At 35.9% G+C, this 25,647-nt stretch carries 29 protein-coding genes and 2 other annotated features; of the genes, 3 read left to right on the forward strand and 26 right to left on the reverse strand.

Translation table 11 applies throughout. The features are described 5' to 3' along the window. Window positions 1-38 precede the first annotated feature (38 nt). From F5ESL0228_RS05640 to F5ESL0228_RS05665, 6 genes are all read right to left on the reverse strand, one after another. Window positions 39-443, reverse strand: coding sequence for a rhodanese-like domain-containing protein (locus F5ESL0228_RS05640; RefSeq protein WP_122018498.1), 405 nt, complete (start codon window positions 441-443; stop codon window positions 39-41). A gap of 54 nt (window positions 444-497) precedes the next feature. Continuing rightward, window positions 498-716: a YqgQ family protein gene (locus F5ESL0228_RS05645; protein ID WP_122018499.1), complete on the reverse strand. Its 219-nt coding sequence runs from the start codon at window positions 714-716 to the stop codon at window positions 498-500. Further along, a complete protein-coding gene (locus tag F5ESL0228_RS05650; protein WP_122018500.1) occupies window positions 716-1,396 on the reverse strand; it encodes a rhomboid family intramembrane serine protease in 681 nt (226 codons plus the stop codon). Before F5ESL0228_RS05650 ends, F5ESL0228_RS05645 begins: the two co-directional genes overlap by 1 nt. A 10-nt stretch (window positions 1,397-1,406) precedes the next feature. After that, window positions 1,407-1,979 (reverse strand): 5-formyltetrahydrofolate cyclo-ligase, encoded by a 573-nt coding sequence (locus F5ESL0228_RS05655; RefSeq protein ID WP_122023135.1) that lies wholly within the window; start codon window positions 1,977-1,979, stop codon window positions 1,407-1,409. 54 nt (window positions 1,980-2,033) lie between these two features. After that, window positions 2,034-2,183 carry a 50S ribosomal protein L33 gene (rpmG, locus tag F5ESL0228_RS05660; RefSeq protein WP_081945351.1) on the reverse strand — a complete coding sequence of 50 codons (150 nt, stop codon included), beginning with the start codon at window positions 2,181-2,183 and terminating at the stop codon, window positions 2,034-2,036. Window positions 2,184-2,265: 82 nt separating this feature from the next. Continuing rightward, the gene (locus tag F5ESL0228_RS05665; RefSeq protein ID WP_122023136.1) at window positions 2,266-4,359 is read right to left on the reverse strand and encodes a penicillin-binding protein 2; all 2,094 of its coding nucleotides are present in this window, start codon (window positions 4,357-4,359) and stop codon (window positions 2,266-2,268) included. 219 nt (window positions 4,360-4,578) lie between these two features. Here F5ESL0228_RS05665 and F5ESL0228_RS05670 point away from each other — a divergent pair, with 219 nt between their 5' ends. After that, on the forward strand, window positions 4,579-5,493 hold the full coding sequence (locus tag F5ESL0228_RS05670; RefSeq protein WP_122023137.1) for an N-acetylglucosamine kinase: 915 nt from the start codon (window positions 4,579-4,581) through the stop codon (window positions 5,491-5,493). A gap of 124 nt (window positions 5,494-5,617) precedes the next feature. Here the strand turns inward: F5ESL0228_RS05670 and greA are convergent, their stop codons facing one another. From greA to F5ESL0228_RS05695, 5 genes are all read right to left on the reverse strand, one after another. Next, window positions 5,618-6,094, reverse strand: coding sequence for a transcription elongation factor GreA (greA, locus tag F5ESL0228_RS05675; protein ID WP_122018504.1), 477 nt, complete (start codon window positions 6,092-6,094; stop codon window positions 5,618-5,620). A gap of 80 nt (window positions 6,095-6,174) precedes the next feature. Beyond that, the gene (gene pheT, locus F5ESL0228_RS05680) at window positions 6,175-8,592 is read right to left on the reverse strand and encodes a phenylalanine--tRNA ligase subunit beta (RefSeq protein WP_122023138.1); all 2,418 of its coding nucleotides are present in this window, start codon (window positions 8,590-8,592) and stop codon (window positions 6,175-6,177) included. After that, the gene (gene pheS / locus F5ESL0228_RS05685) at window positions 8,593-9,642 is read right to left on the reverse strand and encodes a phenylalanine--tRNA ligase subunit alpha (RefSeq protein ID WP_122023139.1); all 1,050 of its coding nucleotides are present in this window, start codon (window positions 9,640-9,642) and stop codon (window positions 8,593-8,595) included. It lies immediately after the preceding gene. A gap of 37 nt (window positions 9,643-9,679) precedes the next feature. Continuing rightward, window positions 9,680-9,884 (reverse strand) — a binding site (T-box leader). 49 nt (window positions 9,885-9,933) lie between these two features. Further along, a complete protein-coding gene (locus F5ESL0228_RS05690) occupies window positions 9,934-10,284 on the reverse strand; it encodes a helix-turn-helix domain-containing protein (protein ID WP_122023140.1) in 351 nt (116 codons plus the stop codon). Window positions 10,285-10,362: 78 nt separating this feature from the next. Continuing rightward, window positions 10,363-11,130 carry an RNA methyltransferase gene (locus F5ESL0228_RS05695; RefSeq protein ID WP_122023141.1) on the reverse strand — a complete coding sequence of 256 codons (768 nt, stop codon included), beginning with the start codon at window positions 11,128-11,130 and terminating at the stop codon, window positions 10,363-10,365. A 140-nt stretch (window positions 11,131-11,270) separates the two neighbouring features. Between F5ESL0228_RS05695 and F5ESL0228_RS05700 the strand changes: the two genes are divergently transcribed. Further along, window positions 11,271-11,546 (forward strand): acylphosphatase, encoded by a 276-nt coding sequence (locus F5ESL0228_RS05700; protein WP_122023219.1) that lies wholly within the window; start codon window positions 11,271-11,273, stop codon window positions 11,544-11,546. A gap of 33 nt (window positions 11,547-11,579) precedes the next feature. Beyond that, entirely contained in the window at window positions 11,580-12,554 is a 975-nt protein-coding gene (yidC, locus tag F5ESL0228_RS05705; RefSeq protein ID WP_122023142.1) for a membrane protein insertase YidC, read from the forward strand. 177 nt (window positions 12,555-12,731) lie between these two features. Here yidC and F5ESL0228_RS05710 read toward each other — a convergent pair whose 3' ends face one another. The 15 genes from F5ESL0228_RS05710 to dnaI all read right to left on the reverse strand — a co-directional run bounded on the left by F5ESL0228_RS05710 (window position 12,732) and on the right by dnaI (window position 25,639). Next, window positions 12,732-14,291, reverse strand: a complete 1,560-nt coding sequence (locus tag F5ESL0228_RS05710) for a HAMP domain-containing histidine kinase (protein WP_122023143.1) — start codon at window positions 14,289-14,291, stop codon at window positions 12,732-12,734. Continuing rightward, window positions 14,278-14,991 carry a response regulator transcription factor gene (locus tag F5ESL0228_RS05715; protein ID WP_122018511.1) on the reverse strand — a complete coding sequence of 238 codons (714 nt, stop codon included), beginning with the start codon at window positions 14,989-14,991 and terminating at the stop codon, window positions 14,278-14,280. Before F5ESL0228_RS05715 ends, F5ESL0228_RS05710 begins: the two co-directional genes overlap by 14 nt. 142 nt (window positions 14,992-15,133) lie before the next feature. Continuing rightward, entirely contained in the window at window positions 15,134-15,691 is a 558-nt protein-coding gene (locus F5ESL0228_RS05720) for a DUF177 domain-containing protein (RefSeq protein ID WP_122023144.1), read from the reverse strand. 2 nt (window positions 15,692-15,693) lie between these two features. Continuing rightward, the gene (locus F5ESL0228_RS05725) at window positions 15,694-16,848 is read right to left on the reverse strand and encodes a nucleotidyltransferase (protein WP_122023145.1); all 1,155 of its coding nucleotides are present in this window, start codon (window positions 16,846-16,848) and stop codon (window positions 15,694-15,696) included. Between the two features lie 6 nt (window positions 16,849-16,854). Beyond that, window positions 16,855-17,202, reverse strand: a complete 348-nt coding sequence (rsfS, locus tag F5ESL0228_RS05730) for a ribosome silencing factor (RefSeq protein WP_122023146.1) — start codon at window positions 17,200-17,202, stop codon at window positions 16,855-16,857. Further along, entirely contained in the window at window positions 17,199-17,810 is a 612-nt protein-coding gene (gene yqeK, locus F5ESL0228_RS05735; RefSeq protein ID WP_122018515.1) for a bis(5'-nucleosyl)-tetraphosphatase (symmetrical) YqeK, read from the reverse strand. Before yqeK ends, rsfS begins: the two co-directional genes overlap by 4 nt. Further along, window positions 17,803-18,441, reverse strand: coding sequence for a nicotinate-nucleotide adenylyltransferase (locus F5ESL0228_RS05740; RefSeq protein ID WP_122018516.1), 639 nt, complete (start codon window positions 18,439-18,441; stop codon window positions 17,803-17,805). The genes yqeK and F5ESL0228_RS05740 overlap by 8 nt, the downstream gene beginning before the upstream one ends. 8 nt (window positions 18,442-18,449) lie before the next feature. Next, on the reverse strand, window positions 18,450-19,559 hold the full coding sequence (gene yqeH / locus F5ESL0228_RS05745; protein WP_122023147.1) for a ribosome biogenesis GTPase YqeH: 1,110 nt from the start codon (window positions 19,557-19,559) through the stop codon (window positions 18,450-18,452). Next, window positions 19,552-20,076, reverse strand: coding sequence for a YqeG family HAD IIIA-type phosphatase (locus F5ESL0228_RS05750; RefSeq protein WP_122023148.1), 525 nt, complete (start codon window positions 20,074-20,076; stop codon window positions 19,552-19,554). The genes yqeH and F5ESL0228_RS05750 overlap by 8 nt, the downstream gene beginning before the upstream one ends. A 105-nt stretch (window positions 20,077-20,181) precedes the next feature. Further along, complete coding sequence (gene rplT / locus F5ESL0228_RS05755) at window positions 20,182-20,538, reverse strand: 50S ribosomal protein L20 (protein ID WP_122023149.1); 357 nt, start codon at window positions 20,536-20,538, stop codon at window positions 20,182-20,184. Between the two features lie 36 nt (window positions 20,539-20,574). Then, the gene (gene rpmI, locus F5ESL0228_RS05760) at window positions 20,575-20,775 is read right to left on the reverse strand and encodes a 50S ribosomal protein L35 (RefSeq protein WP_122018520.1); all 201 of its coding nucleotides are present in this window, start codon (window positions 20,773-20,775) and stop codon (window positions 20,575-20,577) included. Window positions 20,776-20,800: 25 nt separating this feature from the next. Continuing rightward, window positions 20,801-21,310, reverse strand: a complete 510-nt coding sequence (gene infC / locus F5ESL0228_RS05765) for a translation initiation factor IF-3 (RefSeq protein ID WP_122018521.1) — start codon at window positions 21,308-21,310, stop codon at window positions 20,801-20,803. Between the two features lie 37 nt (window positions 21,311-21,347). After that, window positions 21,348-21,460: a sequence feature (ribosomal protein L20 leader region), on the reverse strand. A 70-nt stretch (window positions 21,461-21,530) separates the two neighbouring features. Then, window positions 21,531-22,346 carry a transporter substrate-binding domain-containing protein gene (locus tag F5ESL0228_RS05770; protein ID WP_122023150.1) on the reverse strand — a complete coding sequence of 272 codons (816 nt, stop codon included), beginning with the start codon at window positions 22,344-22,346 and terminating at the stop codon, window positions 21,531-21,533. Window positions 22,347-22,406: 60 nt separating this feature from the next. Next, complete coding sequence (gene thrS, locus F5ESL0228_RS05775; RefSeq protein ID WP_122023151.1) at window positions 22,407-24,341, reverse strand: threonine--tRNA ligase; 1,935 nt, start codon at window positions 24,339-24,341, stop codon at window positions 22,407-22,409. Window positions 24,342-24,739: 398 nt separating this feature from the next. After that, window positions 24,740-25,639, reverse strand: a complete 900-nt coding sequence (gene dnaI, locus F5ESL0228_RS08365; RefSeq protein WP_199713328.1) for a primosomal protein DnaI — start codon at window positions 25,637-25,639, stop codon at window positions 24,740-24,742. Between the last annotated feature and the right edge of the window lie 8 nt (window positions 25,640-25,647).

Here is a 25,647-nt window from a genome sequence, read left to right on the forward strand (position 1 = left end):
AAAACACGTTTGAAAAGTCTGCAAACATGTTTTTCTGATTAATATTTAGATGTCTTGGTTCGACCATCCCACTCGTCAAAACCACTTTTGAGCCACTTAATTGATGAAAAGTGCTTTTTTTGCAAAAATCTTGCTGCTCGCAAAGTTACTGATAAAGAATCGGAATACAAATAAACCGGTAGATCGGTTCTTAATTCAGTGTACTGATATTTCATCATTGTATATGGCAAATTGCGCGCACCATCTATATGCTTTCTTTTAAAAGGCTCTTTTTCACGTAAATCAACTATTTGGGCCTTACGCATTCCCTGTTTAAATTCTTCATTGCTCAGATCGCCATTACCTAAACGTTTGGTTTGAATTTTATTCCACAACCAAACTAAAACAAATGCAAGAATTATGACGACTAAGACAGTGTCTACAATAATTAAAAAAGTTGACATAAATTCTTTCTCTTTCTAAATAAACTTCTAAAAATAATATACTACTAAATTGTTTTACGAACCATGCTTATCTTTAGCTAATTTTTCTTCATATTCATGCTCTCGCCGCAAAATCAACTTTGCAATTAAATAGTCATGTTTACTAATTAAGTGAGAACGATTGATATTATCAAGCTCAAGTGCCATTAATTCTATATCCCAAATGCGTTTTCCAAGATGGACCATGATACCATATTTTTCTAATAGTTGTTGGACATCGTATAAAGTCTTCATTATAGATTTATTACCATACCAATTCTGATTGTTGCTACAACATAAACTACCAAACAGCAACCTGCAATAACCCGCCACTTAAACGAATATTGGTGTCTTGCTCGACTTCCAATAATAATTGCAATTAGAAAACCAGCAATTAACCCACCTATATGTCCTTGGATATCAATATTTGGTGCAAATAAGTCAATTCCAATATTAATCAAAGCAAGCCAAAATGATTGACGACCAAGATAAACAAGAATAGGATTATCCCTATTTTGAAGTGAAACAGCAGTCATTGCACCAAATAAGCCAAATAATGCTGTTGAAGCACCTGCACTAATTGATCTGTCGCTACCTAAGGCAAGACTTAACAAGTTGCCGCCAACTCCAGATAACAAATAAAGAATTAAAAACCGCCAATGACCAATAATTTCTTCTAGATATAGTCCTAAATAATAGATCATTACCGCATTAGATACCAAATGCATAATACCGATATGCAAAAATTGGGCAGTAAATAACCGCCACCACTGTGCTCCGGCCACAGCTGCATAATTATTCAGCGCACCCATTTTTAGTAAAACATATGTGCTTTGCGAACCACCCAGTGCAGTTTCAACTAAGAAAGTTACAAAGAGGATCACTAAAATTGCCACTGTCATATAACAGCTTTTAAGAGTACGTACTTGATTCATTTTAACCTCATTAATCTTGCAAATTTGATTGCGACGTAATTATTGTTTGAATCGGAATGTCTGTTGGCTCAATCTGCCATGTTGCCGTTTTAAAGATCATTTTTGAATTAACTAAGGCAACTGTTTTAGCTTGGGGATGCTTAGCGAGAAAACGGTCATAATATCCACCACCAAAGCCTAAGCGTTGATGCGTATCAAGTGTAAAGGCTAAACCAGGAACTATGATTAAATCAAGTTCATTATTAATTGTAGCATTGGGATCCAATACTTCTTCGACACCATACTTGGACTTAGTTATTTTTGTCATGTAAGTATAAGAAATAAAATCTTGTGAATGCTCAGGATTATTATTTGCTTTTGCTAGATACACATCCTTGCCCTGATCCCACAACTGAGCAATTAGTCGAGACGTATCGACTTCGTAAGGTAAAGAAGAAGTAATCCCTATACTCTGACTTGTTGCTAACAATTCTGAATCCATAATTTTTTGAAGTAAAACATGATCTTCTGCTGCTTTTTCTTCAGTCTCTGCAAAATGATCTAGTCGTGTTACTTGTTTTTGTCGTAATTCGTTCTTATTCATGATTCTTCCATCATACAAAAATAGCAGGAGCATAGGCCCTGCTATATCAGTTTATTACTTAGTTTCACGATGAAGAGTAGTATGTCTTTCAACTGGACAATACTTCTTCAAACTTAAACGTTCCGGATGCTTACGCTTGTTTTTCTTAGATAAGTAACTTCTATCGCCACATTCGGTGCATTCCAAAATGATGTTATCTGCCATTTCTTTCACCACCTACTATTTTATTTTGACTGTATTAGTCTATCATCTTCTTATAGATTTTACCAGACTTATTAACAAATTTCTATTTTTTATGTAATTTAAAGTAATCTTGAACCATTGCCTTGGTCATTTGCAAAGTATACGAACCCTCCAATTCGGGATCAAGACCTGGGAAAATTACAGCCGTCGCAATTCTGGCATTATCTGATGGTGCATAGCCAACGAATGTTGCATTAACAAGTTCTGGCGGATTCTTTTGATTTGGGTGATCAGGATCATAATAGAATGTTTGAGCAGTCCCAGACTTGCCAGAGATTGCAGGCTTTACATCTTTAAGTCGATGAGCAGTACCCCATGAATTAGTCCCATGAACTACCCGCCAAAAACCCTGGCGAACAATATTTAGTTCATCTGATGTCCATGGAATTCTCAACTGTACATTTGGTTTTTTATTATAGTCTATATAAACCTGTTTGCCATTGTTAGCCGTTCGTCCAATTGATTGCACAATATATGGTTGCATCCTATATCCACCATTAGCAATGGTGGCAACGTACTGCACCATTTGAATTGGCGTATAGGCATCATAGTTACCATATGCTAAATCAAGAACTGAACCTGAAAGAATTTGACCTTGATCATTAAATGAGCGACCTTGAATACCGGCAATTTCACCAGGTAAATCAACTCCTGTCTTTTGACCTAGACCAAACATATTGAAATTATGACGCAGCGTATCAAACGAAGTTTGTGGCATACTTATATATTCCTTCGGAACATATTTTGCATGAACCCAATTCATCGCTAGATGCATCATATAGATATTACTAGAGACTTCTAATGCCGTTTCAGCGTCTAATGCGCCAAAGGTGCCAACAGGATACACCGATTTTTTAATCGGCGTTCCGGGTAAATAAACCGGTGTATCAGGCAAGGTGTTACTGTATGGCGTGATCACTTTATTAATTAAGCCACCACTAACCATTGCCCCTTTTACAGCAGACCCCATTACAAATGACTGGTTGATTACACCTAATGCATTGTTGGTCATCTTATTTTTGCTAGGATCACGACTAATACCAGCAACTGCTAGTAATGCGCCTGTCTGTGGATCCATTGCAACTGCATAAGCACCATTAGAATATCTGGCAGCACCGGCTGCAAGTGCCGAAGAATATATTTGCTCTAACGATTTTTGTACTTGCTTTTGATATTGGGCATCAAGTGTTAATATCAAACTAGAACCTGCTTGACCAGCATAAATTGACTTTGTTTGTTCAATATCACCCGCAGATTTAGTAGAAACCATGCTAGTTGACTTGCTCCCCTTTAACAGCGGCTCATATTCTTCTTCTAAATATGAGGTACCTACCCGGTCATTGCGAGAGTATCCATTCGTGAGATAATATTGTAAATTATCTCCTGGTAACCCAGCTTTCTCAGTTGAAACGGAACCAATAATACTTTGAATAGATGACCCATTCGGGTAATAGCGTTGCCAATCCGTTCCTATACCGACTCCCGGAAGTTCAGATAAATGTTCACCAACTTGAGCTATTTCCTTATCAGTTAAACCATTATTTTTAAGATATATCGTTGATAAACTATACGCACCAGATATCTTATTATAAATTAATGCAGCCGTTTTTTGACGAGAAGTTAAGTTAATCTTTTCAGATAAGACTTGCTCATTAATCCGTTGATTAATTAATTTATCATCTTGGGTATCTCTAATTGATTTAGGTACTTTGGACTCTTCTTTAGCACTATTAGTTTTATTACCCAAATAATAATCGGCCACCTGTTGCTTAGTCGGCTGTTCATCGTTAATTCGAATGTATTGACTTAATGCATTCGAAATTCGATAAATATCATCTGGTGTTGTTGCAGCACTCCTAGTATAAGTAATAGCATTTTTGGCTCTATTGCCAACTAAAATTCGACCTTTGTTGTCATACATGACTCCCCTAGGAACTTGGCTGGAAACAACTGCGGAACTTGACTTTTGAACCTCAGCTTTAAAGCGTGAACCATAACCAATTTGTAAATATGCCAATTGGGCAATCAATGTTGCAAAAAGAACAAAAATAATCCCCAATATAATTTTCATTCTGATGGGTGTAGAGGATTGCTTACCTGCATCCCTAGTTCCTTGATTTTTTTTAGTCAATTTCACGTAAATCAAACCTCACTAAACTAGTGCTATTTTAACAAATAATAATCTGCAATTCTATTGCTTCACTAGCTTTTGACAAAATTTTAACAACTTTTCAAAAAGCAATTTCCTAATCCCTACTAATTCAACACTGCTTAAAAACCGCTTACAAAGATCTTCTATAAAACTTTATTTTGTTTTAGAATATCATTAGTAACTTTAAAAGAAAGAAGATATATTATGACACTTAAGTATCAAATCGGCGTCGATGCCGGTGGCACTCACACTACCGCAATTGCCTATGATCTAACTGGCAAAGAATTGGCGAGATCTGAAGCCGGCCCAGGTCAAGTTAATACCGATTATAACAGCGCGATCAATAATATTACCACGGCAATTAACCAACTAATTAATCAAATTATTGGTGACTGTCAAAGAATTTTATGTGGTATTGCCGGATTATCTGTAATTGGCAATGCTTCTGAAATTGCGGGAGAAATTTCGGCTAAATCAAACAATTTGCCTACCAGAGCTATAACCGACTCACTCTTGGCCCTCTATAATGGCTTAGAAGGAGAAGATGGTGGGTTAGTTATTGCTGGGACTGGTTCAGTTTTTAATGGCTTACAAAAAGGTAGCATTATTACTACTGGTGGATACGGCTCAATCCTTGGTGATGAAGGATCAGGTTACGCAATTACTATTTCAGCCTTTAAAAGTGCCCTACTTAGCTGGGATAAACGTCAGAAAAACCAATTAATTCCATTATTCAACCAGCTTTTCAAAGTAGATAATTTAGTCGATGCAACCGCTAAGTTTTATAAAATGAGCAATCCGCAGATTGCTTCGATGGCAGTTAGTGTAGCTAAACTTGCAGATAATGGTGATAAGAACGCCACCTCCATTATTAAAAAGCAGGCAGAGTTATTGGCGCGTGATATCATAATTGGAATTGATCGTTATGAAGAACCCAAGCCAATGAAAGTAGCACTAACTGGGTCAGTCTTAGCCAATAATCAGATGTTGCGCAATTTCTTAGAAGAAAAGGTCTGGGCTAAGTATCCAGACGTTCAGTTTTCTATTTCTAATGGTGAAAATGCACGCGGAGTGGTCTTTGATAAGAGCAAAGATTATCGCTACTTCACTAGCCATTAACTAACAATTCCAATTCAAATAATAACAAACAAAAGACTAGAATTAGTTTTTATCAGTACCTTTTGCAAAAGTCTTGATAACTATTCTAGTCTTTTTATGGTTATGCAAATCAAACTAATCTGCGCTATTCTTCAACTTTATTGATAACTATATCAAACTTACCACCAGGTGTTGAAATTGTAACCGTCTCACCCTTCTTCTTACCTAAAATGGCTTGAGCAATTGGTGAGTCATTTGAAATCTTACCACTTAATGGATCAGACTCATCACTTCCGACAATTGTATAAGTTTCCGGTTCATCTTCACCAACTTCAGTATAAGTTACAGTCTTACCTACCGCTACTTCATCGGGATCAGTTTTATCCGCTTCAACAACATCAGCATATTTTAACATTTCTTCAACAACACTGATTCTGTCTTCAAGATGACTTTGCTCATCCTTAGCGGCGTCATATTCAGAATTTTCAGATAAATCACCATAAGAACGAGCAACCTTAATACGTTCGATTACTTCTGGTCGCTTTACTAATTTCAAATTTTTTAATTCTGCTTCAAGCTTTTCTTTACCTTCAGCAGTCATTGGATATGATTTCTCAGGCATAAAATTTTCTACTCCTTAAAGTTAAAATTTTCTATTTGCACTGGTCTATAATATTTATTTTCCAGCTTAAAGTCAAGCACCTAACGTATTTCAGCCTTAAGTTTATCTTGTAAGCAATCAGTTATAGCTGTCATTGCTTTAGTAACAACCTCATCGGTTAACGTGTTTTTCCTGTTAAGAAAAGTTAATCGATAAGCAATACTCTTTTTGCCTTGTGCAATATGTGATCCTTGATAAGTATCAATTACCCGCAATTTAATTAAATACTTGCCACTATTAGCTCTTATAAGGTCCTCAATTTCTTGATTAGTCACTTCTTGATCGATTAAAACAGATAAATCACGATCAACGGCAGGGAATTTAGGAGCAGCTTTTGAAATTGTTTTCGGATTAATAATTAATGGTATTATTTCATCTAGATTAAGTTCATAGCCATAAATCTCATTACCATTCATCGCTTTATTAACATTTGTGATTTCATGACTAATCATTCCAATTAAACCGACATAATGCCCTTTTATATAAATTCCAGCAGTTCTAGTCGGGTGCATGCCAGAAATAGTTTCAGCTTTGTATTCCACTTGATTTAAATCAATTCCAATAGCAAGTAGCAAATTGGCTAATTGACCTTTGACAAAATAAAAGTCAATCTGCTCATTTTCATGTTGCCAATTGTCCCAATAAACATTACCCGAATAAAGTGCAGCAAGATGTTCATGTTCATTATACGTATCACCAGCAAAATCATAAACTCGCCCTTGTTCGTAGAGAGTTAATTGATTTTGTTTTCGTGCCATATTATAAGCAGCAGCATCAATTAATCCTGTTAAAAGATTTTGCCTTAAAGTAGAACGACTAGAATTAAGAGGCATTTGAACTTTTACTAGTGGCTGTGGTGTTTTAGTATAAGTGACAGCTTTTTCACTTGAGGTCAAAGAATACGAAATTGCTTCAATTAAGCCCTGTCCCTGTACCACACTCTTAATTCGCCGAATTACATCCTCAGTTTGAGAATAACCACCACGGGTTTCCGGTAAAACTGGTTGGGTAGATTTAATATTGTCATATCCGTATAAGCGACCAACTTCTTCAACTAAATCAGCTGGAATTGAAATATCCCATCGTCTCGCAGGAATATCAACTACTAAATCTTTACCAGCCACTTCAACATTAAAATTCAAGCGCTTAAAAATGTTTAGCATTTCAGATGACGAAATTTCGGTTCCCAATACTTTATTGATATAAGAAACAGTAGTTCTAACAGTGACAGATTCTTGCTTCTTATCACTTCCGGTAATTATACCCTCTGCAATCGTTCCATCCGCATCATTACGCAACAATAACGCAGCCATATTCAAAGCACGCATTGTAGCATCATAATTGACTCCTTTTTCATAACGACTTGAAGCCTCTGTGCGATTGGCATGACGTAAAGCAGCTTTTCTGACTAAAGTTGGGTCAAAAATAGCTGCTTCCAAAATGACATCAGTAGAATCCTCTTTGATTTCTGAATTGAGTCCGCCCATCACTCCAGCCATCATTACAGGCTGATCACCATTTGTAATTACAATATCATTAGGATCAAGGTCAACTTCATGGTCATTTAATAAAGTTAGTTTTTCACCCGCAGTGGCTTTTCTAACAACCAACTGACCACTTTCAAATGCTCTTGCATCATAAGTATGCAATGGTTGCCCAGTCAAAAGCATGACATAATTTGTAACATCAACAACATTGTTAATTGGTCTGATTCCAGCATTCCAAAGACGCGTCTGCATCCACAAAGGACTATCACCAATTTTGACATTTTTGATTTTGCGGAGATAAAACTTAGGTGCTAATTTACTATCGACCTGAACTTTAAGCTGATCAGTCCAATCAGGACCATCTGCTTTCAAGGCAACGTCTTCGACTTTAACGGGTTCATCAATAATAGCACCAACTTCATACGCGGCCCCTTCCATGGACAAAGTATCAGCGCGATTAGGAGTAATATCAAAGTCAAAAATATAATCATCCATACCTAATAACTCAAACACTTCTTGGCCCGGATGAAGATCAGCATCAGTAGGAAACAGAAAAATACCGTCAACATATTTTTCAGGGACAACGCTATCAGCAAAGCCAATCTCCTGTAATCCACAAATCATCCCATTCGATTCATAGCCACGCAACTTACCTTTCTTAATTTTAATATTGTCGGCAATTCTAGCACCAGGAAGGGCTACAATTACATCTTCTCCTGCTGCAACATTAGGCGCACCACAGACAATTTGATGCGGCTCTTCATCTCCCACATCAACATGTGTTACATTTAAATGCGTCCCTTCAACCGGTGTACAATCAAGAATGTGCCCAACGACTAACTTCTTAAGTCCTTCTTTGGGATGCTTAACATCGGCAACTTCGACTCCAGTTCGAGTGATTTTTTCACCTAATTGATATGGATCCTTGTTAAGTTCAAGAAAATCTTGTAGCCATTTATACGAAACTAGCATTTATCTTTCCTCCTTACTGAATTGTTCTAAGAAACGAACATCATTAGTATAAAAGTCACGAATGTCATCAATCCCATATTTTAAAATTGCAAAGCGATCCAGTCCGACACCAAAAGCGAATCCACCATAAATTTTTGAATCAATACCCGCATTTTCTAAAACATTTGGATGAACCATACCAGCACCCAGAACTTCAATCCATCCTGTATATTTACAAATTGCACAGCCCTTACCGTCACAATTAAAACAGGAAACATCCATTTCAACCGATGGTTCAGTAAATGGAAAGTAACTTGGCCGTAATCGTGTCTTGCGATCTTGACCAAAAACGTGTTTAGTCATCATTTCAAGTATCCCTTTAAGATCACCCATGGTAATGTTTTTATCAACAACCAAACCCTCCATTTGCATAAATTGATGAGAATGAGTCGCATCATCATCATCACGACGATAAACCTTACCTGGACCAACCATCTTAAGAGGGCCTTTAGAAAAGTCAAATGTTTCTAAGACACGTGCTTGATCGCCAGAGGTTTGTGATCGTAACAAGTCTTCTGTATCAATGTAAAAAGTTTCTTGCATGTCACGAGCTGGGTGATCTTTGGGAAGATTCATCATTTCAAAACAATAATGGTCAGTTTCGATTTCAGGTCCTTGAACAACTTGATAACCCATTCCAATAAAATATTTTTCTAAATCATCTAAAATAATATTGATTGGATGTTTTGAACCGACATGTGTTGTTCGACCTGGCAATGTAACATCAATCCGTTCTTTTTCTAGCTGTTTTTCTGCAAGTTCTTTTGCAATTTCTGTTTTTACATTATCTAGATTATGATTAAATAAATCACGAACTTTATTAACCTGTTTTCCAATATCACGGCGCTTGTCCGGATCAACATCTTTCATCGAATGTAAGATTTCGGTCAATTCACTTTTACGACCGACAAGTTTAACACGCACTTCATTCAACGTTTGTTCATTTTTAACTTTGGCAATTTCGGCTAAGCCTCTTTCGCGTAGCTTGTTGAGCCTATCAAATAAATCCATTGTTTTTTCCTTTCAAACAAAAAAGTTCCGCCCCCTCTAAAGGGACGAAACTTCGCGGTACCACCCTAGTTTAAGCCACTAATAGCTTACACTTAAGTTTTCGATAACGGCGAATACCGGAATTGATTAGATCCTACTAGTAAGGTGAAATTCACAGATCCGTTCAAACTTTTCTTTCAGCTCACTAAAAAAGTCTCTCTGCATAAATGATTTCTGCTACTAATCTTACTTTCTGTAATTACTTAATAGAATAATTCTTTTTTACAAAACTTGCAAGTAAATACTTTATTCTCACACCCACTTATCTGCCCAATCATGAATTTGATTAAAAACTGGCTTAAGTTCCTCACCTTTTCGGGTTAACCGGTAAGAAATAATTTTAGTATTAGCATCGACAGAGCGTTTAACAATATTTTCCTGTTCGAGTTCTTTCAATCTTTCAACTAACACCCGATCAGAACAAGCAACCACACAACGTGCCAAATCCTTAAATCGAAGATATTTACTACCACACAGAGAGCTAATGATTAAGCCGTTCCATTTTTTGCCAATAATTTGAAAAGCATTAATAAAATGTTCGCATGATTCAAAATCAGTAGCGCCACAGTCAGCTTGATCCTTTGTTTTCGTGACTTGTGACATAAAATTTTCCCTCCATCGTCAAGTAATGATTACGGTTTTAATTATAAAAAATTCACTTACTAAAAACAAGCTCTTTAATTAAGCAAAATGATAAATTATGATACCAGCGGCTACAGCAGCATTTAATGATTCAGCCTGTCCCTTAATTGGAATATATAGCCGTTCATCACAAAGATGTGCAATTTCTTTGCTGACTCCATGAGCCTCATTACCAATCACTAGCCCCAACTGCGGAAGCGGTGCAAAATTTTGTAATTGCTTTGCTGAGTGATCCAGCATGCTTGAATAAACTGGAATTGCGTTGCTATGAAATGTTCCAATCACGTCTGGTAAATCTTGTGTGATTAGATCAATGTGAAACTGACTACCTTGCATTGCTCGTTGAGTTTTGGGATTGTATAAATCGACACTTTGTGGTGCTAAAATTACACCATTAAAGTTGGCAGCATCAGCCGTTCTAATGATTGTGCCAACATTGCCCGGATCCGAAAGTTGATCAAGCAGGACCCATTTGCCATAGTTAAACGAAAAATTTTTAGGTTCGGAAACTTTCAATACCATAAAAATATTTTGTGAATTCTTGGTACTCGATAAATGCCGTGCAATTGCATTATTAATTGTAACGATTTTACTAGTGGTCAAATCTACATGATAATTGTCTTTAGCCTGAGTTAAAGCTTCAGCTGTACCCAAAAGATACACATACTTATGTCCTGCCTTCAGAGCTTCTTGAACCAAATGAAACCCTTCGATTATATATAAGCCAGTTTCTCCACGGTATTTTTTTTGCTTCAACTTAGCTAAGTTTTTGATTAACTTATTGTTAACCGAACTAATTTGTTCCATTAATCAAACATCTTCTTTCAAACTTCAATTATAGCGTATACTTCTTAGGTAAAATGGTAAAATTAAAATAGTCTAGTCTATAGAAAGGAATAATTATGGGTCTTTTTAATAAAAAACAGCAAACTAATACTGAATCACCAATTGAAACTTGGCAACTAACTGTTTCAGGAATTGTTCAAGGCGTGGGCTTTCGCTGGAGTGTCTTAAACTTAGCAAAACAAATGAACATTTGTGGTACCGTATGCAATAATAGCGATCAAACTGTTACTATCACTTTACAGACTAGTTTAGACCGCGTCAACCAGTTTTGCACTGAGCTGCCCAAAAAAATTTCACAATTTGCACGAATTACAAAAATACATAAAGAAAAATTAACAAATGTAGCCAAAATGAGTAGTTTTCATGTATTATATTAGTTATTGACTAAGTTTATTAATATGGTGGATTTAATGAAAAAATATCGTAAATATATCGGATTGACTGTCCTTTGCTTGGCAGTCATGTTAATTGTTACAGCATGTTCACAACACAGTGGTGCTAACAGTGCCCCACCAACCGGCGGTTTTTATGGGTGGATTTATCAATATATCGGATTACCTTTGCAGAATATTATGTTGTACTTCTCCAAGATTATTGGTGGCGCAAATGGTGCTGGTTGGGCAATCATCTTGATGACTTTCGTAGTTAGAATGATCCTTTTGCCTTTAATGTTAAGTCAACAAAATAAATCAACTACACAACAAGAAAAAATGGCCCGTTTACAACCTCAAATGAAGTTAATTCAAGACACAATGAAACGAAAAGATTTAACTCAAGAACAACAAATGACTTTGGCAGGCTGGCAGCGGCAACTTTATTCGCAAAACAATCTATCATTGACTGGTGGAATTGGATGCTTACCATTGATTATTCAGTTTCCAATCATGATTGGAATTTATCAGGCAGTAATGTATTCTCATAGTTTGGCCAACTCATCATTCTTTAGTATTTCATTGAGCAGTCGTTCGATTGTGGTCACTATTATTGCCACAATCTTTGCTTTTATTCAGGGATATCTTTCATTAGTTGGTATACCTAAAGAGCAAAAAAAGCAAATGCAGTCTATGATGTTGATGAACCCCTTAATGACATTGTTTATTTCATTATCTGTTTCAGGCTCCGTTGCTCTTTATTGGGCAGCTGGTAACTTCTTTTCAGTTATTCAACAGTTGATTGTAACCTTTATTATTATGCCCAAGGTTAAACGAAATGTTGATAAAGAATTACAGCATGAGCCAATTAAAGAAGTAGTTAATAAGGCAAAGATTGATGAACTGTTGAATGTTGCACCTCAAGCATCTCAAGAAAATAAGCAAGTCAATCAATTACATCAAGATCTTCGCAAACGTAATAAGGGAAAACAGCAAAAAAATCATAAAAATTAAAAATAGCTATATATAAATAAAATATTTTAATTTGCAAGACTTCATTTTGAAGTAAAGCTAACCTCCTAGATGGGTTCAAAACCCAGCTGGAGGTTTTTATTATGGATAAATTAATTGTTAAGCAAAAAGTGTTTCTTAATAGCTAAAATAACTATTAAGAAACACTTTTTTAATTATTCAGGAATCACGCTTTTGCTTATCTTGTTCGCGCTGACGCAGATTGTCCGCCTGCTCTTTTGTCAAAGATGGAAAAGTCATGATAAATTGGCTTCCTTGACCCTCCACAGATTCAACACTAATTTTACCATGATAGCTAGTAACTAACTTTTGGGCAATTGCCAAACCTAAACCATTGCCACCTTTTTCTCGTGTTCTTGCCTTGTCAACACGATAAAAGCGATTGAAAATTTTACTTTGGTCTGCTTCAGAAATGCCTTCACCATAATCCTGTACAATAATATTAACTTCATTATTGAGCAATCCGGCTGAGATATTTAGTTCCTTGCGGGTAGTTGAATATTTAATTCCATTGTCGATTAGTACGACCAGTAATTGTTCCAAATGTCCTTGATAAATTTGAATTTCAGTTTCTAATGGTAAATCATCCATATCAAGCCTTATAGAAAAGTCTGGATGAACCATAGATAAATTTCCTGTGACTCTCTTTAATACATCTGAAACCTTAGTCACTGCGTTCGGATACTGAACATTAATTTGTTCAGCTCGGGTTAAATCCAACATTTCTTGAATTAGATGCTGCATTCGCTTTGCTTCTTGCAATGAAGCTGTAATCGACTCAGATAAAATTTCTGGATCATCTTTTCCCCAACGTTCCAACATATTTAAATGTCCTTCAATTACGGCAACCGGAGTTCGTAATTCGTGTGAAACATCGCCTACAAATTCCTTTTGCTGCTCAATATAGCGTTGCATCCTGTCAAGCATTTGATTAAATGAAATTGCAAGTTCTTGCAATTCATCATGGCGATGGAAATCTTTGATTCTTGCCGTACTATTTGGATCTGCATTAACTTCTCCGGCTACTTTAGACATTTCTTTAATCGGCTTAACAATCCCCAAAACAATAATGAAAGAAATTATTGTAAAGATTATAATTGCAATCAGGGAAATACGAATCATCCATTTAAGTAGATCCCTCATCAAGCCGTTATAATATGACATTTTATTTTTGACCACAATATAGCCTGTTACTTGTCCATTCTTCATAGACCGAACCTTTTGATAAGTCAATAATTGACGGCGATGATTATGATAAACAGTCTCCATTAAGAGATCACCTTTAAATGATTTGAACTGAGGAATATTGCTACCATTGTCAAAAACGTCTTCTTTTTCAAGATTATAAACTACAACATTTAAATCGGGGTTGGTCAAAGAAGACAGCAAGTCATCGTTAAAAGCACTGGTTCCATATTCTGATTGACTAATTGCAGGACTGCCTTGTAATACTTTTTGTGTTGAAGGAGTCAATGATGGAACCACATTAGAAATCTGCAACTCTGTTGGAATTCGCATAAGATTTGCATTAAGCTTGGTCATCATTTCGCTTGATGTTTCCTTCTGTTGCACCAATGATTGTTGTCCCACAATCGAATATATTATAACTGAAAATACAATAAAAGAGACCATTATCGTTAATGCAACGACACTCACCCAATGTACTACTAAGGATGAATGTTTGGTCTCCTGAAATTGTTTATCTTTATTTCTTCTCATCATCTTCGTCTCTTACCATATATCCAGTACCACGAACGGTCTTAATATACGATTGTTGGCCAGGAATGTCGATTTTATTACGCAAGTAGCGAACATAAACTTCGACAACATTTGTTTCAATATTTGAACTTGGACCCCAAATTTTAGACAATAACTGATCACGACTAACCACATTATTCTTGTTTTGAATTAAAGTCATTAACAAATTATATTCGCGCTTAGTTAGATCAACAGTCTTGCCATCACCACGGCGGACAATTCGATTAGCAGTTTCAATTGTTAAGTCTTTAAACTTAACTACCTTCTTTTCGATTGTACCATCGGAAGCTTCTTTTTCAATTTTTACTCGACGTAAGACTGCTCGTAGACGAGCCAATAGTTCCTCAATTGCAAATGGTTTAACAATATAGTCATCTGCACCATGATCTAAGCCAGAAACACGGTCAATTACAGAGTCACGAGCTGTCATCATAATGATTGGCGTGCTCTTAACTTGACGAACACGTCGAGCAATTTCAAGCCCATTTAAATCAGGAAGCATTAGATCTAGCAAAATCGCATCAAAGTCTTCCTTTAATGCCAAATCTAGACTTTTACGTCCATTACCTTCAACGACAGTATCATATTTTTCATGTTTTAATTCTAATTCTACAAAACGTGCCAAATTCTTTTCATCTTCAACAATTAAAATTCTTGCCATTTCTCTATCCCTTTTAAAATTATTAATTTCTAAATTAGACTCCATTTTATAAGTAAAGCATACTTTAAAAGTGATTTTAAAACAAGATTAAAAATCGAGTTAATATTTTTCTTGTTTTTCATTTTACTTTTGAAGATCACACTTACTTATTATCATTGCAATCTTCTTGCTTAAATAAATCCTTTAATTTTGCAAATGCCGGATTAATTTGATTGCTTTTATTGCGATTATACTCTTCCTCAGAAATAACTGACCAACCATTTCCATGAGGATATATTTCCTTTTCTTTTTCCTGCTTGGTCAGAATAGTCGTAGGAATATGTAACAAAATATTGTCTTCAATTGCTGTTTGCAAATCAATCAAATCATTTTCAACTTTTACAATTGGGATTTCTGTTTCATCTAATTCTTCCTTCGATACATCTTTTTCTGTATAATTTTCGCAAAAATGGAACTGTTCATGTAGCTCAACTGGAGCAAGACTTCGACTTGAAGGAACTATCAAATCTGCTGTCACAGTAAAATCACCAGTAACATATGGTTCACTATAAAACAAATCACCGCTAATTTTGACATTCTCAATCTGGTACAGTAGTTTCTGACTTCGTTTTAAAAATTCAGGCCGCATTTCCACGTTTTGTTCAAGATGAATTAAAGGTTCTGTACTTTTAACAATTTGTGAAAAATTCAGTGATAACATTTCTACACCTCCACTGGACGGCGACCAAAGTTTTGGTCAACCTTTGTTATTTGTTCATATAATCGATCAACCCGCATTTGTAAATGCAATGACCCATATTTTGTGTTCTTTTGATCTATTTTAGAAACAATTTCAGCAGATGTTTCTTTTCTAATTTGCTTTAAATATTTCTTACCTAGCTTACTATAACCAAGTAAGAATAGCGATTCATGATTAAAACTATCAATCATATCATCTTGTGTAACATTTAATAATGTATATAAACTGAGCCTACGCAAACGTGAATATGTGTAACGTTTAGACTTAACTCTCCGCAAGAAATCAGTGAAATTTTGCGCCAAATGAATTTCATGTTTCATCTTATATTCGAGCCCTTCGTTCATTTGATAAATTTTTTGCAATTCTACAATTGAAGAAGATTCAAGACGATACTTCAAAAAAGGAAACAACAGATTCCAATTTGGATATGCCTGCTGTTTGCGAAGCAAATTTATTTCTTTAAGTGGCATCCATTGTTTTAAGTTAAAGTCAACTTGGTTATGTAATATAAGGTTACGAATCGCACTTGCACTCTGAACTATACCATTGTGTTGCAAAATATCATCGTGACCGGCTCCAATTCGGTTAACTGGATGTAAAACTAATGGCGATCCCAAATTATAATTAGCAACGGCATAAGCCAAGGCTAAAATTGCATTAGGTTCATTAACTTCTTGACCAACTTCACGAGCCACCATTTGATTATACTGAGTAGAATATGTTTGACTATAATCATTAAAGTTCATATGGTTGGGAGGTATTTCAGCAATTTTACTTCCTAAATAAGCAAAATTTTGAGTTGCATCTTCAACGCCAAAAATTAAGTGATTTACGCCGATCTTAACCAATAAATCAATACTACCAAGAGCAAACAAATCTGCTGGTTCAACTGAGGTTGAAAAAGGGAGTTCAAACACCAAATCTGCTCCACTTTCAAGGGCAGTTTGCGCTCGTGACCACTTATCCATAATTGCCATCTCACCACGTTGCACATAATTTCCTGACATGACGACAATAATTGGATCTTTACTACGAGCAAGATTGCGTGCCTCATTCATCAAAAACTCATGCCCACTATGAAAGGGATTATATTCTGCTATGATCCCAACTACACTCATTGTTAGTTAATCTTCCTTTAATTCTATTTTTTTACCATCTACCCATAATTTTTCAACATTATAAAAATCACGAGCTTCTTCAGTAAATACATTAACCACAACATCACCTAAGTCAAGTAGCAGCCAATTTGATTCACTGGTCCCTTCAACTCGATAATTATAAAAGTTGGCTTTATGAGCTTCATCAATAATCGCATTCGCAATTGCGTGCAACTGCCTATTTGAGCCAGCACTAGTCACAACATAATAGTCAGACAAAATGCTATACCCTTGCATGTCATAGGCAGCCGTATCTTCGCCATGACGATCACTAATCGCTTTCAAGACGAAAGCTAAGATATCTTTACTAGTCAATTTTTCTCCTCATTATCTTTAATACTCCACACATTATATGCAGCCAAAGTGCGTGGATATACCTTATTTCTATTTCCTATTAAAAAATTAAGAGTGTGAGCTAATTGAAAACCAACACCTTCATCCAAATTAGCAAAAGTGATTTTTCGTGCCGTGTCGACACCCACAAAATCTCTTCCCGGCTCAATATAATCAGCCATATAAACGATTTTGTCAAGCATTGTCATTTCAGTATCACCCGTAGTATGGCGTCTAACGGCTGTTAAAATTTCAGGATCAGTAATTTTTAAATCTCGTTTAATAAAATATGTTCCTACAATTCCATGCCAAATTGCCGGCCCCCAATTCAAAAGCTCTTGATCAAAGCCCTGTGTCTGAATTGTTTTGCGAAAATCCGCAACCGAAACTTGTTTGGCATAATCATGGATAAATCCTGCTAAAGCAGCCTTATCTTCATCATAATTGTTAAGATGTGCCAATTTACGTGCCGTCAGACTTACTCCGATACAATGTTTAAAGCGCTTATGATCCATGTTATTTTCTTCTAACTTGATCAATTCACTACTGGATAATGAAGAATAAGTATTTTTCAAAACAAAATCAGTCATTATAAAGCCTCTTTTGGTAAAGATAATTTTCAACAGCTTCTGGCACCAAATATTTAATGGAGCCTCCCATTGCAATTGTTTGTCTAATTAATGTTGAGCTTATTTCTACTTTTGGCACATCAACCCAAATTATTGGTAAAGCTGCCTTTTGTGGGTATCCTGGTCGCTGAACACCAACTAAAGTAGCTAATTGTGCTATCTTAGTAGGCTCCTTCCAACTTTTTAAATTATTAACCTGATCACTACCTATAATTAAATAATAGTGGTTTTGGGGCTGTATATTATGTAAATGACGCAATGTATCAACCGTATATGAAACGCCACCGCGAAATAATTCAAAAAGCTTTACATAAAATTGTGGATTATCGTGCGTAGCTAATTCAAGCATATTGGCTCGATCTTCAGGTGAAACTTTCGGTGCATCCTTTAAGGGTGGAATATTAGTTGGAATAAACCAAATTTCATCTAAATGAAGTTTAGTTACGACTTGTTGCGCAACAAGCAGATGTCCCAAATGAACCGGATTAAAGGTGCCACCCAAAATGCCAATTTGTTTACCCTTAATTGAATCAATTTTTTCTGTTTCAACAGCAACTACTGGACTTTTTTCATCCTTAGAAATAGCAATCATTTTCCCCTCTAAATCAGTGCGCGTCTTATACCTAAGCCAATTTGACTAGGTGTATAAACTTTAACTAAGCAATCATTTGGCACTGTTACAAATCCGATGCCGCCAAACAAGAGATCACTCTTACTACTTGTATGAAATTTTTTCCCTTTCAATTCTGGTAGTTTATCCTCATTACTTGGCGGACTAAGCAATTCCCCCACATGTTTTGAGTAAAATTCATCAGCTTTTTCTGTCTTAGTTCGGTGAATATATAATTCTCGTGCAGCATAAACTGTAAAACTAGCAGGTTCACCTTTCAAAAAATCAATTCGACCTAATCCGGCCAAAAACAGAGTGTTACCTGGCTTCAATTGATAAGTTGCCGGTTTAAGCGGTTTTTGCGGTGAAATAATTGCTAACTCTTTTGCACTTAAATGCGTTGCCAATTGATTTTCTGTCATAATCCCCGGAGTATCAACCAATAAGTGCCCATTTTCTAGTGGAATTTCAATTTTATCAAGTGTAGTTCCTGGAAAGCGAGAGGTGGTAATCAAATCTTGAATATCGCCCATTTGATCAATGATTGCATTTAGCAAGGTTGACTTGCCGACATTAGTCATCCCAACAAAATACACATCTTGGTTGCGTGATTCTATATCAAGATAAGATATTAATTTTTCAAGATTTTTTTGCTTTTTAGCACTAACCAAAAATATTTTCTTAGGGAATAAACCAACGCGATTCGCTTCTTGACGCATCCAATCCTTAATCTTACTTTGGCGCAAATTTTGCGGGAATAAGTCAAATTTATTCCCAACTAAAATGAAATCATTATTACCAATAAAACGTGTTATTGATGATAAAAGTGAATTAGTAAAATCAAACAAATCTACTACGTTAACAATTAACGCTTTTTTTTCTGCCATTGAATTTAACAAAGCTAAAAAGTCATCATTATTGGTATCTACCGGCATAATTTCATTATAGTGACGCAAGCGAAAGCATCGCTGACAATAAACATCATTATCTTCACCATCTTGAACATTCTTCAATCTGGATGCGGGAATGTACCCGGCTTCTTCAGGACAAGTCGATTGCAATATTGCCCCACAACCAATACAAATAATTTTATCATCCATGTTTTAATGTCTCCTTAAAAGTTACAGGGTGTGATAAACCCAAAAAGAAAAAAATAATTTTTTCCAAAAAGCGGTTAATGCGCGTATTCCACTTATCTGTCTGAACAAGTGGTTTAACTAACACTGATTTTACGCCAGCAAGATTACCCGCTTGAATATCCGTAATCAACTGATCACCAACCATCATTACTTGATTAGAACTTAAGCACATTTTTTGTGTTTTATTTTTAATTGCAAACGGTAGCGGCTTTTTTGACTTGGCCACAAAGTCAATCTGATAAGGATTAAGCACCTTACCAACCCGCTCAGCGTTATTATTCGAAATAACCACCAATTTAATTCCAGCATCAGCTAAACGTTCGTTTAGCCTTCCCATTTCATTTGCCGTTTCAAACTTATTCCACGCTAAAAGAGTATTGTCTAAATCAGAAAATACCGCTTTAATTCCTAATTGGTGAAGCATATCGGTATCTAGATGATAAATTGTATCAATTGTATATCGTGGCCTAAATAACATTTAACTTTCCCCTCATTGTCATTCCATAGTTTAATATACCAAAGATTAACCTTCAAGTAATAATTTTTTACATAAAAAAACGGCGCAAATGCGCCATTTTCTAGCTTAGTTTAAAGCCTTCTTAGCAGTTTCGGCTAATGTTGCAAAAGTTTCTGAATCGTTATAAGCAATATCAGCTAACATTTTACGGTTAATGTCAATACCAGCAACTTTCAAACCATGCATCAGCTTAGAGTAAGAAATGTCATTTTGTCTAGCTGCAGCATTGATTCTAGCAATCCATAACTTTCTGAAATCGCTCTTACGTCTTCTACGATCACGGAATGCATATCTATAGGATACAAATAATTGTGTACTTGCAGCCTTAAATTGCATATGCTTTGCGCCACGGTACCCCTTAGCAAGCTTCATAACCTTCTTACGACGTTTACGTGTAACTGTTCCACCCTTAACTCTTGGCATCTAAAATTCCTCCTAAATATCGTTTTTACTTAATAATTAACGCATTTGAGAGAGCATCTGTTTGATGCGCTTCAAGTCGCTGCGTGAAACTAATGCAGCTTTTCTCAAATGACGACGTTGTTTCTTAGTCTTACCGTGGAAACGGTGACCAGTAAAAGCGTGATGACGTTTTAATTCACCAGAGGCAGTTCTTTTAAAACGCTTAGCAGAAGCGCGGTGGGTTTTCATTTTAGGCATTTTCTAATTCCTCCAAATTAACTATTTATTTTTTATCACTCTTAGGAGCAAGTATTAAGAACATCGAACGACCTTCCATCTTTGGCTTGCTAATCACAGTAGCAATATCAGATGTAGCTTCCGCCATCTTTTCAAGTACATCGCGTCCTAATTCTTTATGAGTAATAGCTCGACCCCTGAACCTAATTGAAACACGAACCTGAGCTCCTTCTTTAGTTAGGAACTTTTGAGCGTGTTTTAATTTAGTATTGAAATCATTGCCTTCAATTGTCGGACTTAGGCGAATTTCTTTCACACTAACAGTCTTAGACTTCTTACGTGATTCTTTAACCTTTTTTTGTTGTTCAAAACGGTATTTACCATAGTCCATAATCCGGGCAACCGGTGGTTTGGCATTAGGCGAAATTAGAACTAAATCTAAACTTGCAACACTGGCTTGGCGTAATGCCTCATCCTTAGTTACAACACCAACTTGTTCACCATCTTCATTAATTAAACGAACTTCACGTGCACGTATCTGATCGTTTAATATCAAATTCCTTGGTATAATTCTTCACCTCCATGTTAATTTGAGGACAAGAAAAAGACGGGTACTAAGTGCCCCGCCTTTAATCAACAGAAAATATCGATTAGCCCAGAGGTCAACTTAACTTAGGCGAGAAGCGGGAAGCTCCTTCTTGTTCTCAACTAATGCGATTATACACGTTCTCATTATTTACGTCAAATAATTTTTGTTTCAAGCGTAAATATAATTCTTAATTGCGATACATCACTTTATAATTAAAACCAGGTACTTTGCTGAACCATTTCTTAATCAACCGATTATATTTCCCACTATGTTGTAATTTCGAAATTGCTGTATTTATGGCATTTTCTAATTCAGGCTGATGTTTATTTATTGCTATTCCGTATGGCTCTTTTGTAAAAGTCCCGCCACGTACCGTTAACCTCGGGTTTTCAACTGCCAAGCCATATAAAACACCGTTGTCACTCGAAAGTGCATCCCCTTGACCCGCTTTTAACGCGATTACGGCTTGACCATAATCCTGCATTTGAACAACTTTAGCTTTGGGTGCCACTTTTTTAATCACATCAACTGAATTATCCCCTACAATGCCAATCACTGTTTTACCAACCAAATCATGAATGTTTTTGATTCTCGAATTTTTTCTAACTAAGAGTGATTGGCCTGCAGCAAAATAAGATTTAGAAAAATTAATTATCTTTTTACGTTCTGGTGTAATAGTCATCGTTGCAATAACGGCATCAACATTCCCATTCTTCAATAATGGAATTCGTGATTGTGCAGTCACCAAAATAAACTTTGCTTTTCCCTTTGATCCTAAAATTTCTTTAGTAATGGCTTTTGCCATATCAACTTCAAAACCTTTTTCTTGATTATCTTGAGTATCAGTTAAACTAAACAATCTAACATCACTCTCAATTCCCCAAGTAAGTGCATGAGACTCTTGTACATTCTTTAAAGCACTTCGATCAGAAACACTTTGGCTGCAACCGATTAATAAACAAGCACTGAGTAATATCGGAATTAGCCCTAATATTTTCTTCATAATGGCTCTCCCAATATTTAAATATCGATTGTTAAAAAAATCCAGAGTAACTATTATCAATTATTTATTACGTGAATATGATTTAACATCCTGCTTAATCTCTTTGATGAATTCATCAAATGTCTTTGATACCTCTTCTTCTGTTCCATAACGCCGAACATTAACACTATTTGACTTCATTTCCTTATCGCCTAAAACCAAGGTATATGGAACTTTTTGAGTTTGTGATTCACGAATTTTATAGCCCAACTTTTCATTACGTAGATCAGCTTCTGCTCTAAAGCCACGCTTATTGAGTTCGTCACGAACCTTCTTAGCATACTCAGCATGAGCATCTAGATTAACTGGAATAATTTGCACTTGAGTTGGAGCCAGCCAAGTTGGAAAGGCACCTTTATAAATTTCGATTAGATAAGCAATAAAGCGTTCCATTGTACCAACAATTCCACGGTGCATCATTACTGGACGATGTTCTTCACCATCTTGACCAATATATGAGAGATCAAAGCGTTCTGGTAGCATAAAGTCAAGTTGAATTGTAGACATTGTTTCATCTGCTCCTAATGCAGTCTTAGTTTGAATATCCAATTTTGGACCGTAAAAGGCAGCTTCGCCTTCAGCTTCAACATAATCAAGTCCCATGTCATCCATTGCCTTTTTAAGCATTGACTGACTTCTTTCCCACATTTCATCATTAGCAAAATACTTTTCTGTATTCTTTGGATCACGATACGATAATCTGAAGTAGTAATCAGTGATATCGAAGTCATTATAAACATCCATAATTAATTTCAATATTTTAGAAAATTCTTCCTGCACTTGATCTAAAGTAACAAAAGTATGACCATCGTTCAGTGTCATTTCACGCACACGTTGCAAACCAGACAAGGCTCCAGATTTCTCATATCTGTGCATCATTCCTAATTCAGCAATACGAATTGGCAATTCACGATATGAACGAATATGATGCTTATAAATTTGAATATGAGATGGGCAATTCATTGGCCGTAGTTCAAGCATTTCACCATCGCCCATGTCCATTGGCGGGAACATGTCATCACGATAATGTGCCCAGTGACCAGAAGTCTTATAGGCATCAACATTCATTAAAACGGGAGTGTAAACATGTTGATAGCCGTCAGCAACTTCTTTGTCGATTATATAACGTTCAACAACACGGCGAATTGTTGCACCTTTAGGCAACCAATAAGGAAGACCTGCACCAACTTTTGGGTCAACAAAGAACAAATCAAGATCACGTCCAATCGTTCGATGGTCACGTGCCTTAATTTCTTCACGCCGTTTCAAATCAGCATCAAGGTCTGATTTTTTGAAGAAAGCTGTACCCGAAATTCTTTGTAGCATTGGGTTAGATGATTGACCTTGCCAATAAGCGCCAGCAACTGACAACAATTTAAATTGCTTAATTTTACCAGTATTTGGTAAAAGAGCCGCGAAACCAAAATCAACAAAATTGCCTAACTTGTATGCTGAAATGGTTTCACCTTCTTCGGCCTTTAATAACTCCAACTTATACGGATCAGCTTTAAAAATTTCTTCCAATTCGGCTCTTGGCATTGTAACTGGTTCGATTTTTGCGCCAGACTTAACCATTTGCTTAACAGCTTTTTCTAATTCTGGTAATTCGCTAATTTTAATTTGATTTTCCTTATCAGTATCAACAAAAAAGCCATCTTCGTTTGCTGCATGTACACCTAAACATATTTCTGGATAAATCTTCTTAGCTGCTGCTTCAAAAACAAAGGCAACGCTGGCACGAAGTATGTTTAGTCCCTCATCATCCTTATCTGTAATAATTGCAACCTTAGCATCTTGGTTAATTTCATAATCAACCGATCGAATTTGACCATCAACCTTACCAGCAAGTGCTGCTTTGCCAAGAGAAGTCGAAATACTATGAGCCAAGTTACTAATCGTAATAGCCTGACTAAAATCCCTTTTTGAACCATCTGGCAAAATTATTGAAAAACTCATGTATACCTCCAAAACAAAAAAGTCCCAGTGCGAAATGCACTGGGACGTATTTAGCGTGGTTCCACCCAAAGTTTGGTCAAAAAAATTCTTGACCATCTCTATGAATTGATAATGGAACTCACCCGTTTAAAAATCTTTTTCATGTGAATGAGTGGGGTATTACTCAATTGAAAGACTTACAGAATAATGTCTTTCTCTCTGAATAGAGTAATATCATGTTCATTCATTGATGTTAATTATACATAATTAATATCGTATTGCAAACTTTTTTAAAATTTAATGAAGATTGTTAGAGAATTTCTAACCACCTTTATCTAATTGTTAGATTGATAAAATACTAGACAAAAATGCTTCGAAATTAGTATAAGCATCAGTTTCATATCACTTAATGCTTTACTTTAATTGCGCCGATTAGGACCAGACACAACAATTTCCTTAGCCAGGAAATGAACTCTTTCCATTAATCGAGCTGCCTTAACGGGATCAATCGCATTTCTTGTTTCCTTGAAATGTTCCTTTAATTCTTCCATCGCCATATTTGAAGAAAAGAAGGTTGGTAAAACATTATCCATTCGAGCTTGCAGAATCACTGCAAGTACCTCATCACGTGACCATTGGCTAAGCGTTTCTGCACCGATATCATCAATAATTAATAGATCACATTGGGCAATTCGTTGAACCTCATCCGCCAAACTATTATCATTAAAATGACTTGACAAATTAGCAATAAAGGTTGGTAAATGCAAAAATATTACTTGTCTGTTCATCGCAGCCACTGTATTTGCAAGTCCAGCCAAAAGATAAGTTTTACCAACTCCAAAATCACCAGATAAATATAAACCCTGGGGATGATGATTTTTTGAATAATTCACTAAAAAAGTTTGAATATCTGCAATCGCAGGTGCCCGTCCCGGAGCCATTTCTACTTGACTTAAACGGACATCGTGTAATGCAAATGGTAAATTAATTAAACGCACGTTTTTTTTAATACTTTGCTCACGATCTTTTTCCAATTTGCTTTCTTTTGGTACATATTTTAGTGTGATTGCTTGACCACTTAAAATAAGTTCAGGACGATAGCCACTAGTTACCGGGTCATCATGCTCTTGCGAGAGATAATATTCATATAAACTTGATAGGCTATTATTAATAATTTCAGGTGTCAACCGATCTTGATATTGACTGATAAATTCATGAATTTTTGGATTATTCAAGATTTGCTTACGCAGGTTTTCATTATCGTGCCCTTGTGCTTTTGTTGCATTTCCATGTGCTAAAAATTTGTTGATTGGTTGCATAATTATCA

The organism is Lactobacillus sp. ESL0228 (assembly GCF_003692825.1).
Taxonomy (GTDB): Bacteria; Bacillota; Bacilli; order Lactobacillales; family Lactobacillaceae; genus Lactobacillus.

What these genes read in the sequence shown, in the direction of transcription:
- F5ESL0228_RS05655 (WP_122023135.1), bottom strand. Translation starts at nt 1,979, where the DNA reads ATGAATAAGAACGAATTACGACAAAAACAAGTAACACGACTAGATCAT.
- rpmG (WP_081945351.1), bottom strand. Translation starts at nt 2,183, where the DNA reads ATGGCAGATAACATCATTTTGGAATGCACCGAATGTGGCGATAGAAGT.
- F5ESL0228_RS05650 (WP_122018500.1), bottom strand. Translation starts at nt 1,396, where the DNA reads ATGAATCAAGTACGTACTCTTAAAAGCTGTTATATGACAGTGGCAATT.
- pheT (WP_122023138.1), bottom strand. Translation starts at nt 8,592, where the DNA reads ATGCTAGTTTCGTATAAATGGCTACAAGATTTTCTTGAACTTAACAAG.
- yqeH (WP_122023147.1), bottom strand. Translation starts at nt 19,559, where the DNA reads ATGGATGATAAAATTATTTGTATTGGTTGTGGGGCAATATTGCAATCG.
- F5ESL0228_RS05715 (WP_122018511.1), bottom strand. Translation starts at nt 14,991, where the DNA reads ATGGCAAGAATTTTAATTGTTGAAGATGAAAAGAATTTGGCACGTTTT.
- yidC (WP_122023142.1), top strand. Translation starts at nt 11,580, where the DNA reads ATGAAAAAATATCGTAAATATATCGGATTGACTGTCCTTTGCTTGGCA.
- dnaI (WP_199713328.1), bottom strand. Translation starts at nt 25,639, where the DNA reads ATGCAACCAATCAACAAATTTTTAGCACATGGAAATGCAACAAAAGCA.
- rpmI (WP_122018520.1), bottom strand. Translation starts at nt 20,775, where the DNA reads ATGCCTAAAATGAAAACCCACCGCGCTTCTGCTAAGCGTTTTAAAAGA.
- F5ESL0228_RS05670 (WP_122023137.1), top strand. Translation starts at nt 4,579, where the DNA reads ATGACACTTAAGTATCAAATCGGCGTCGATGCCGGTGGCACTCACACT.
- F5ESL0228_RS05710 (WP_122023143.1), bottom strand. Translation starts at nt 14,291, where the DNA reads ATGAGAAGAAATAAAGATAAACAATTTCAGGAGACCAAACATTCATCC.
- yqeK (WP_122018515.1), bottom strand. Translation starts at nt 17,810, where the DNA reads ATGACTGATTTTGTTTTGAAAAATACTTATTCTTCATTATCCAGTAGT.
- thrS (WP_122023151.1), bottom strand. Translation starts at nt 24,341, where the DNA reads ATGAGTTTTTCAATAATTTTGCCAGATGGTTCAAAAAGGGATTTTAGT.
- pheS (WP_122023139.1), bottom strand. Translation starts at nt 9,642, where the DNA reads ATGGATTTATTTGATAGGCTCAACAAGCTACGCGAAAGAGGCTTAGCC.
- F5ESL0228_RS05740 (WP_122018516.1), bottom strand. Translation starts at nt 18,441, where the DNA reads ATGATTGCTATTTCTAAGGATGAAAAAAGTCCAGTAGTTGCTGTTGAA.
- F5ESL0228_RS05725 (WP_122023145.1), bottom strand. Translation starts at nt 16,848, where the DNA reads ATGAGTGTAGTTGGGATCATAGCAGAATATAATCCCTTTCATAGTGGG.
- F5ESL0228_RS05750 (WP_122023148.1), bottom strand. Translation starts at nt 20,076, where the DNA reads ATGTTATTTAGGCCACGATATACAATTGATACAATTTATCATCTAGAT.
- F5ESL0228_RS05695 (WP_122023141.1), bottom strand. Translation starts at nt 11,130, where the DNA reads ATGGAACAAATTAGTTCGGTTAACAATAAGTTAATCAAAAACTTAGCT.
- F5ESL0228_RS05770 (WP_122023150.1), bottom strand. Translation starts at nt 22,346, where the DNA reads ATGAAGAAAATATTAGGGCTAATTCCGATATTACTCAGTGCTTGTTTA.
- rplT (WP_122023149.1), bottom strand. Translation starts at nt 20,538, where the DNA reads ATGCCAAGAGTTAAGGGTGGAACAGTTACACGTAAACGTCGTAAGAAG.
- greA (WP_122018504.1), bottom strand. Translation starts at nt 6,094, where the DNA reads ATGCCTGAGAAATCATATCCAATGACTGCTGAAGGTAAAGAAAAGCTT.
- F5ESL0228_RS05645 (WP_122018499.1), bottom strand. Translation starts at nt 716, where the DNA reads ATGAAGACTTTATACGATGTCCAACAACTATTAGAAAAATATGGTATC.
- F5ESL0228_RS05720 (WP_122023144.1), bottom strand. Translation starts at nt 15,691, where the DNA reads ATGTTATCACTGAATTTTTCACAAATTGTTAAAAGTACAGAACCTTTA.
- F5ESL0228_RS05640 (WP_122018498.1), bottom strand. Translation starts at nt 443, where the DNA reads ATGTCAACTTTTTTAATTATTGTAGACACTGTCTTAGTCGTCATAATT.
- F5ESL0228_RS05690 (WP_122023140.1), bottom strand. Translation starts at nt 10,284, where the DNA reads ATGTCACAAGTCACGAAAACAAAGGATCAAGCTGACTGTGGCGCTACT.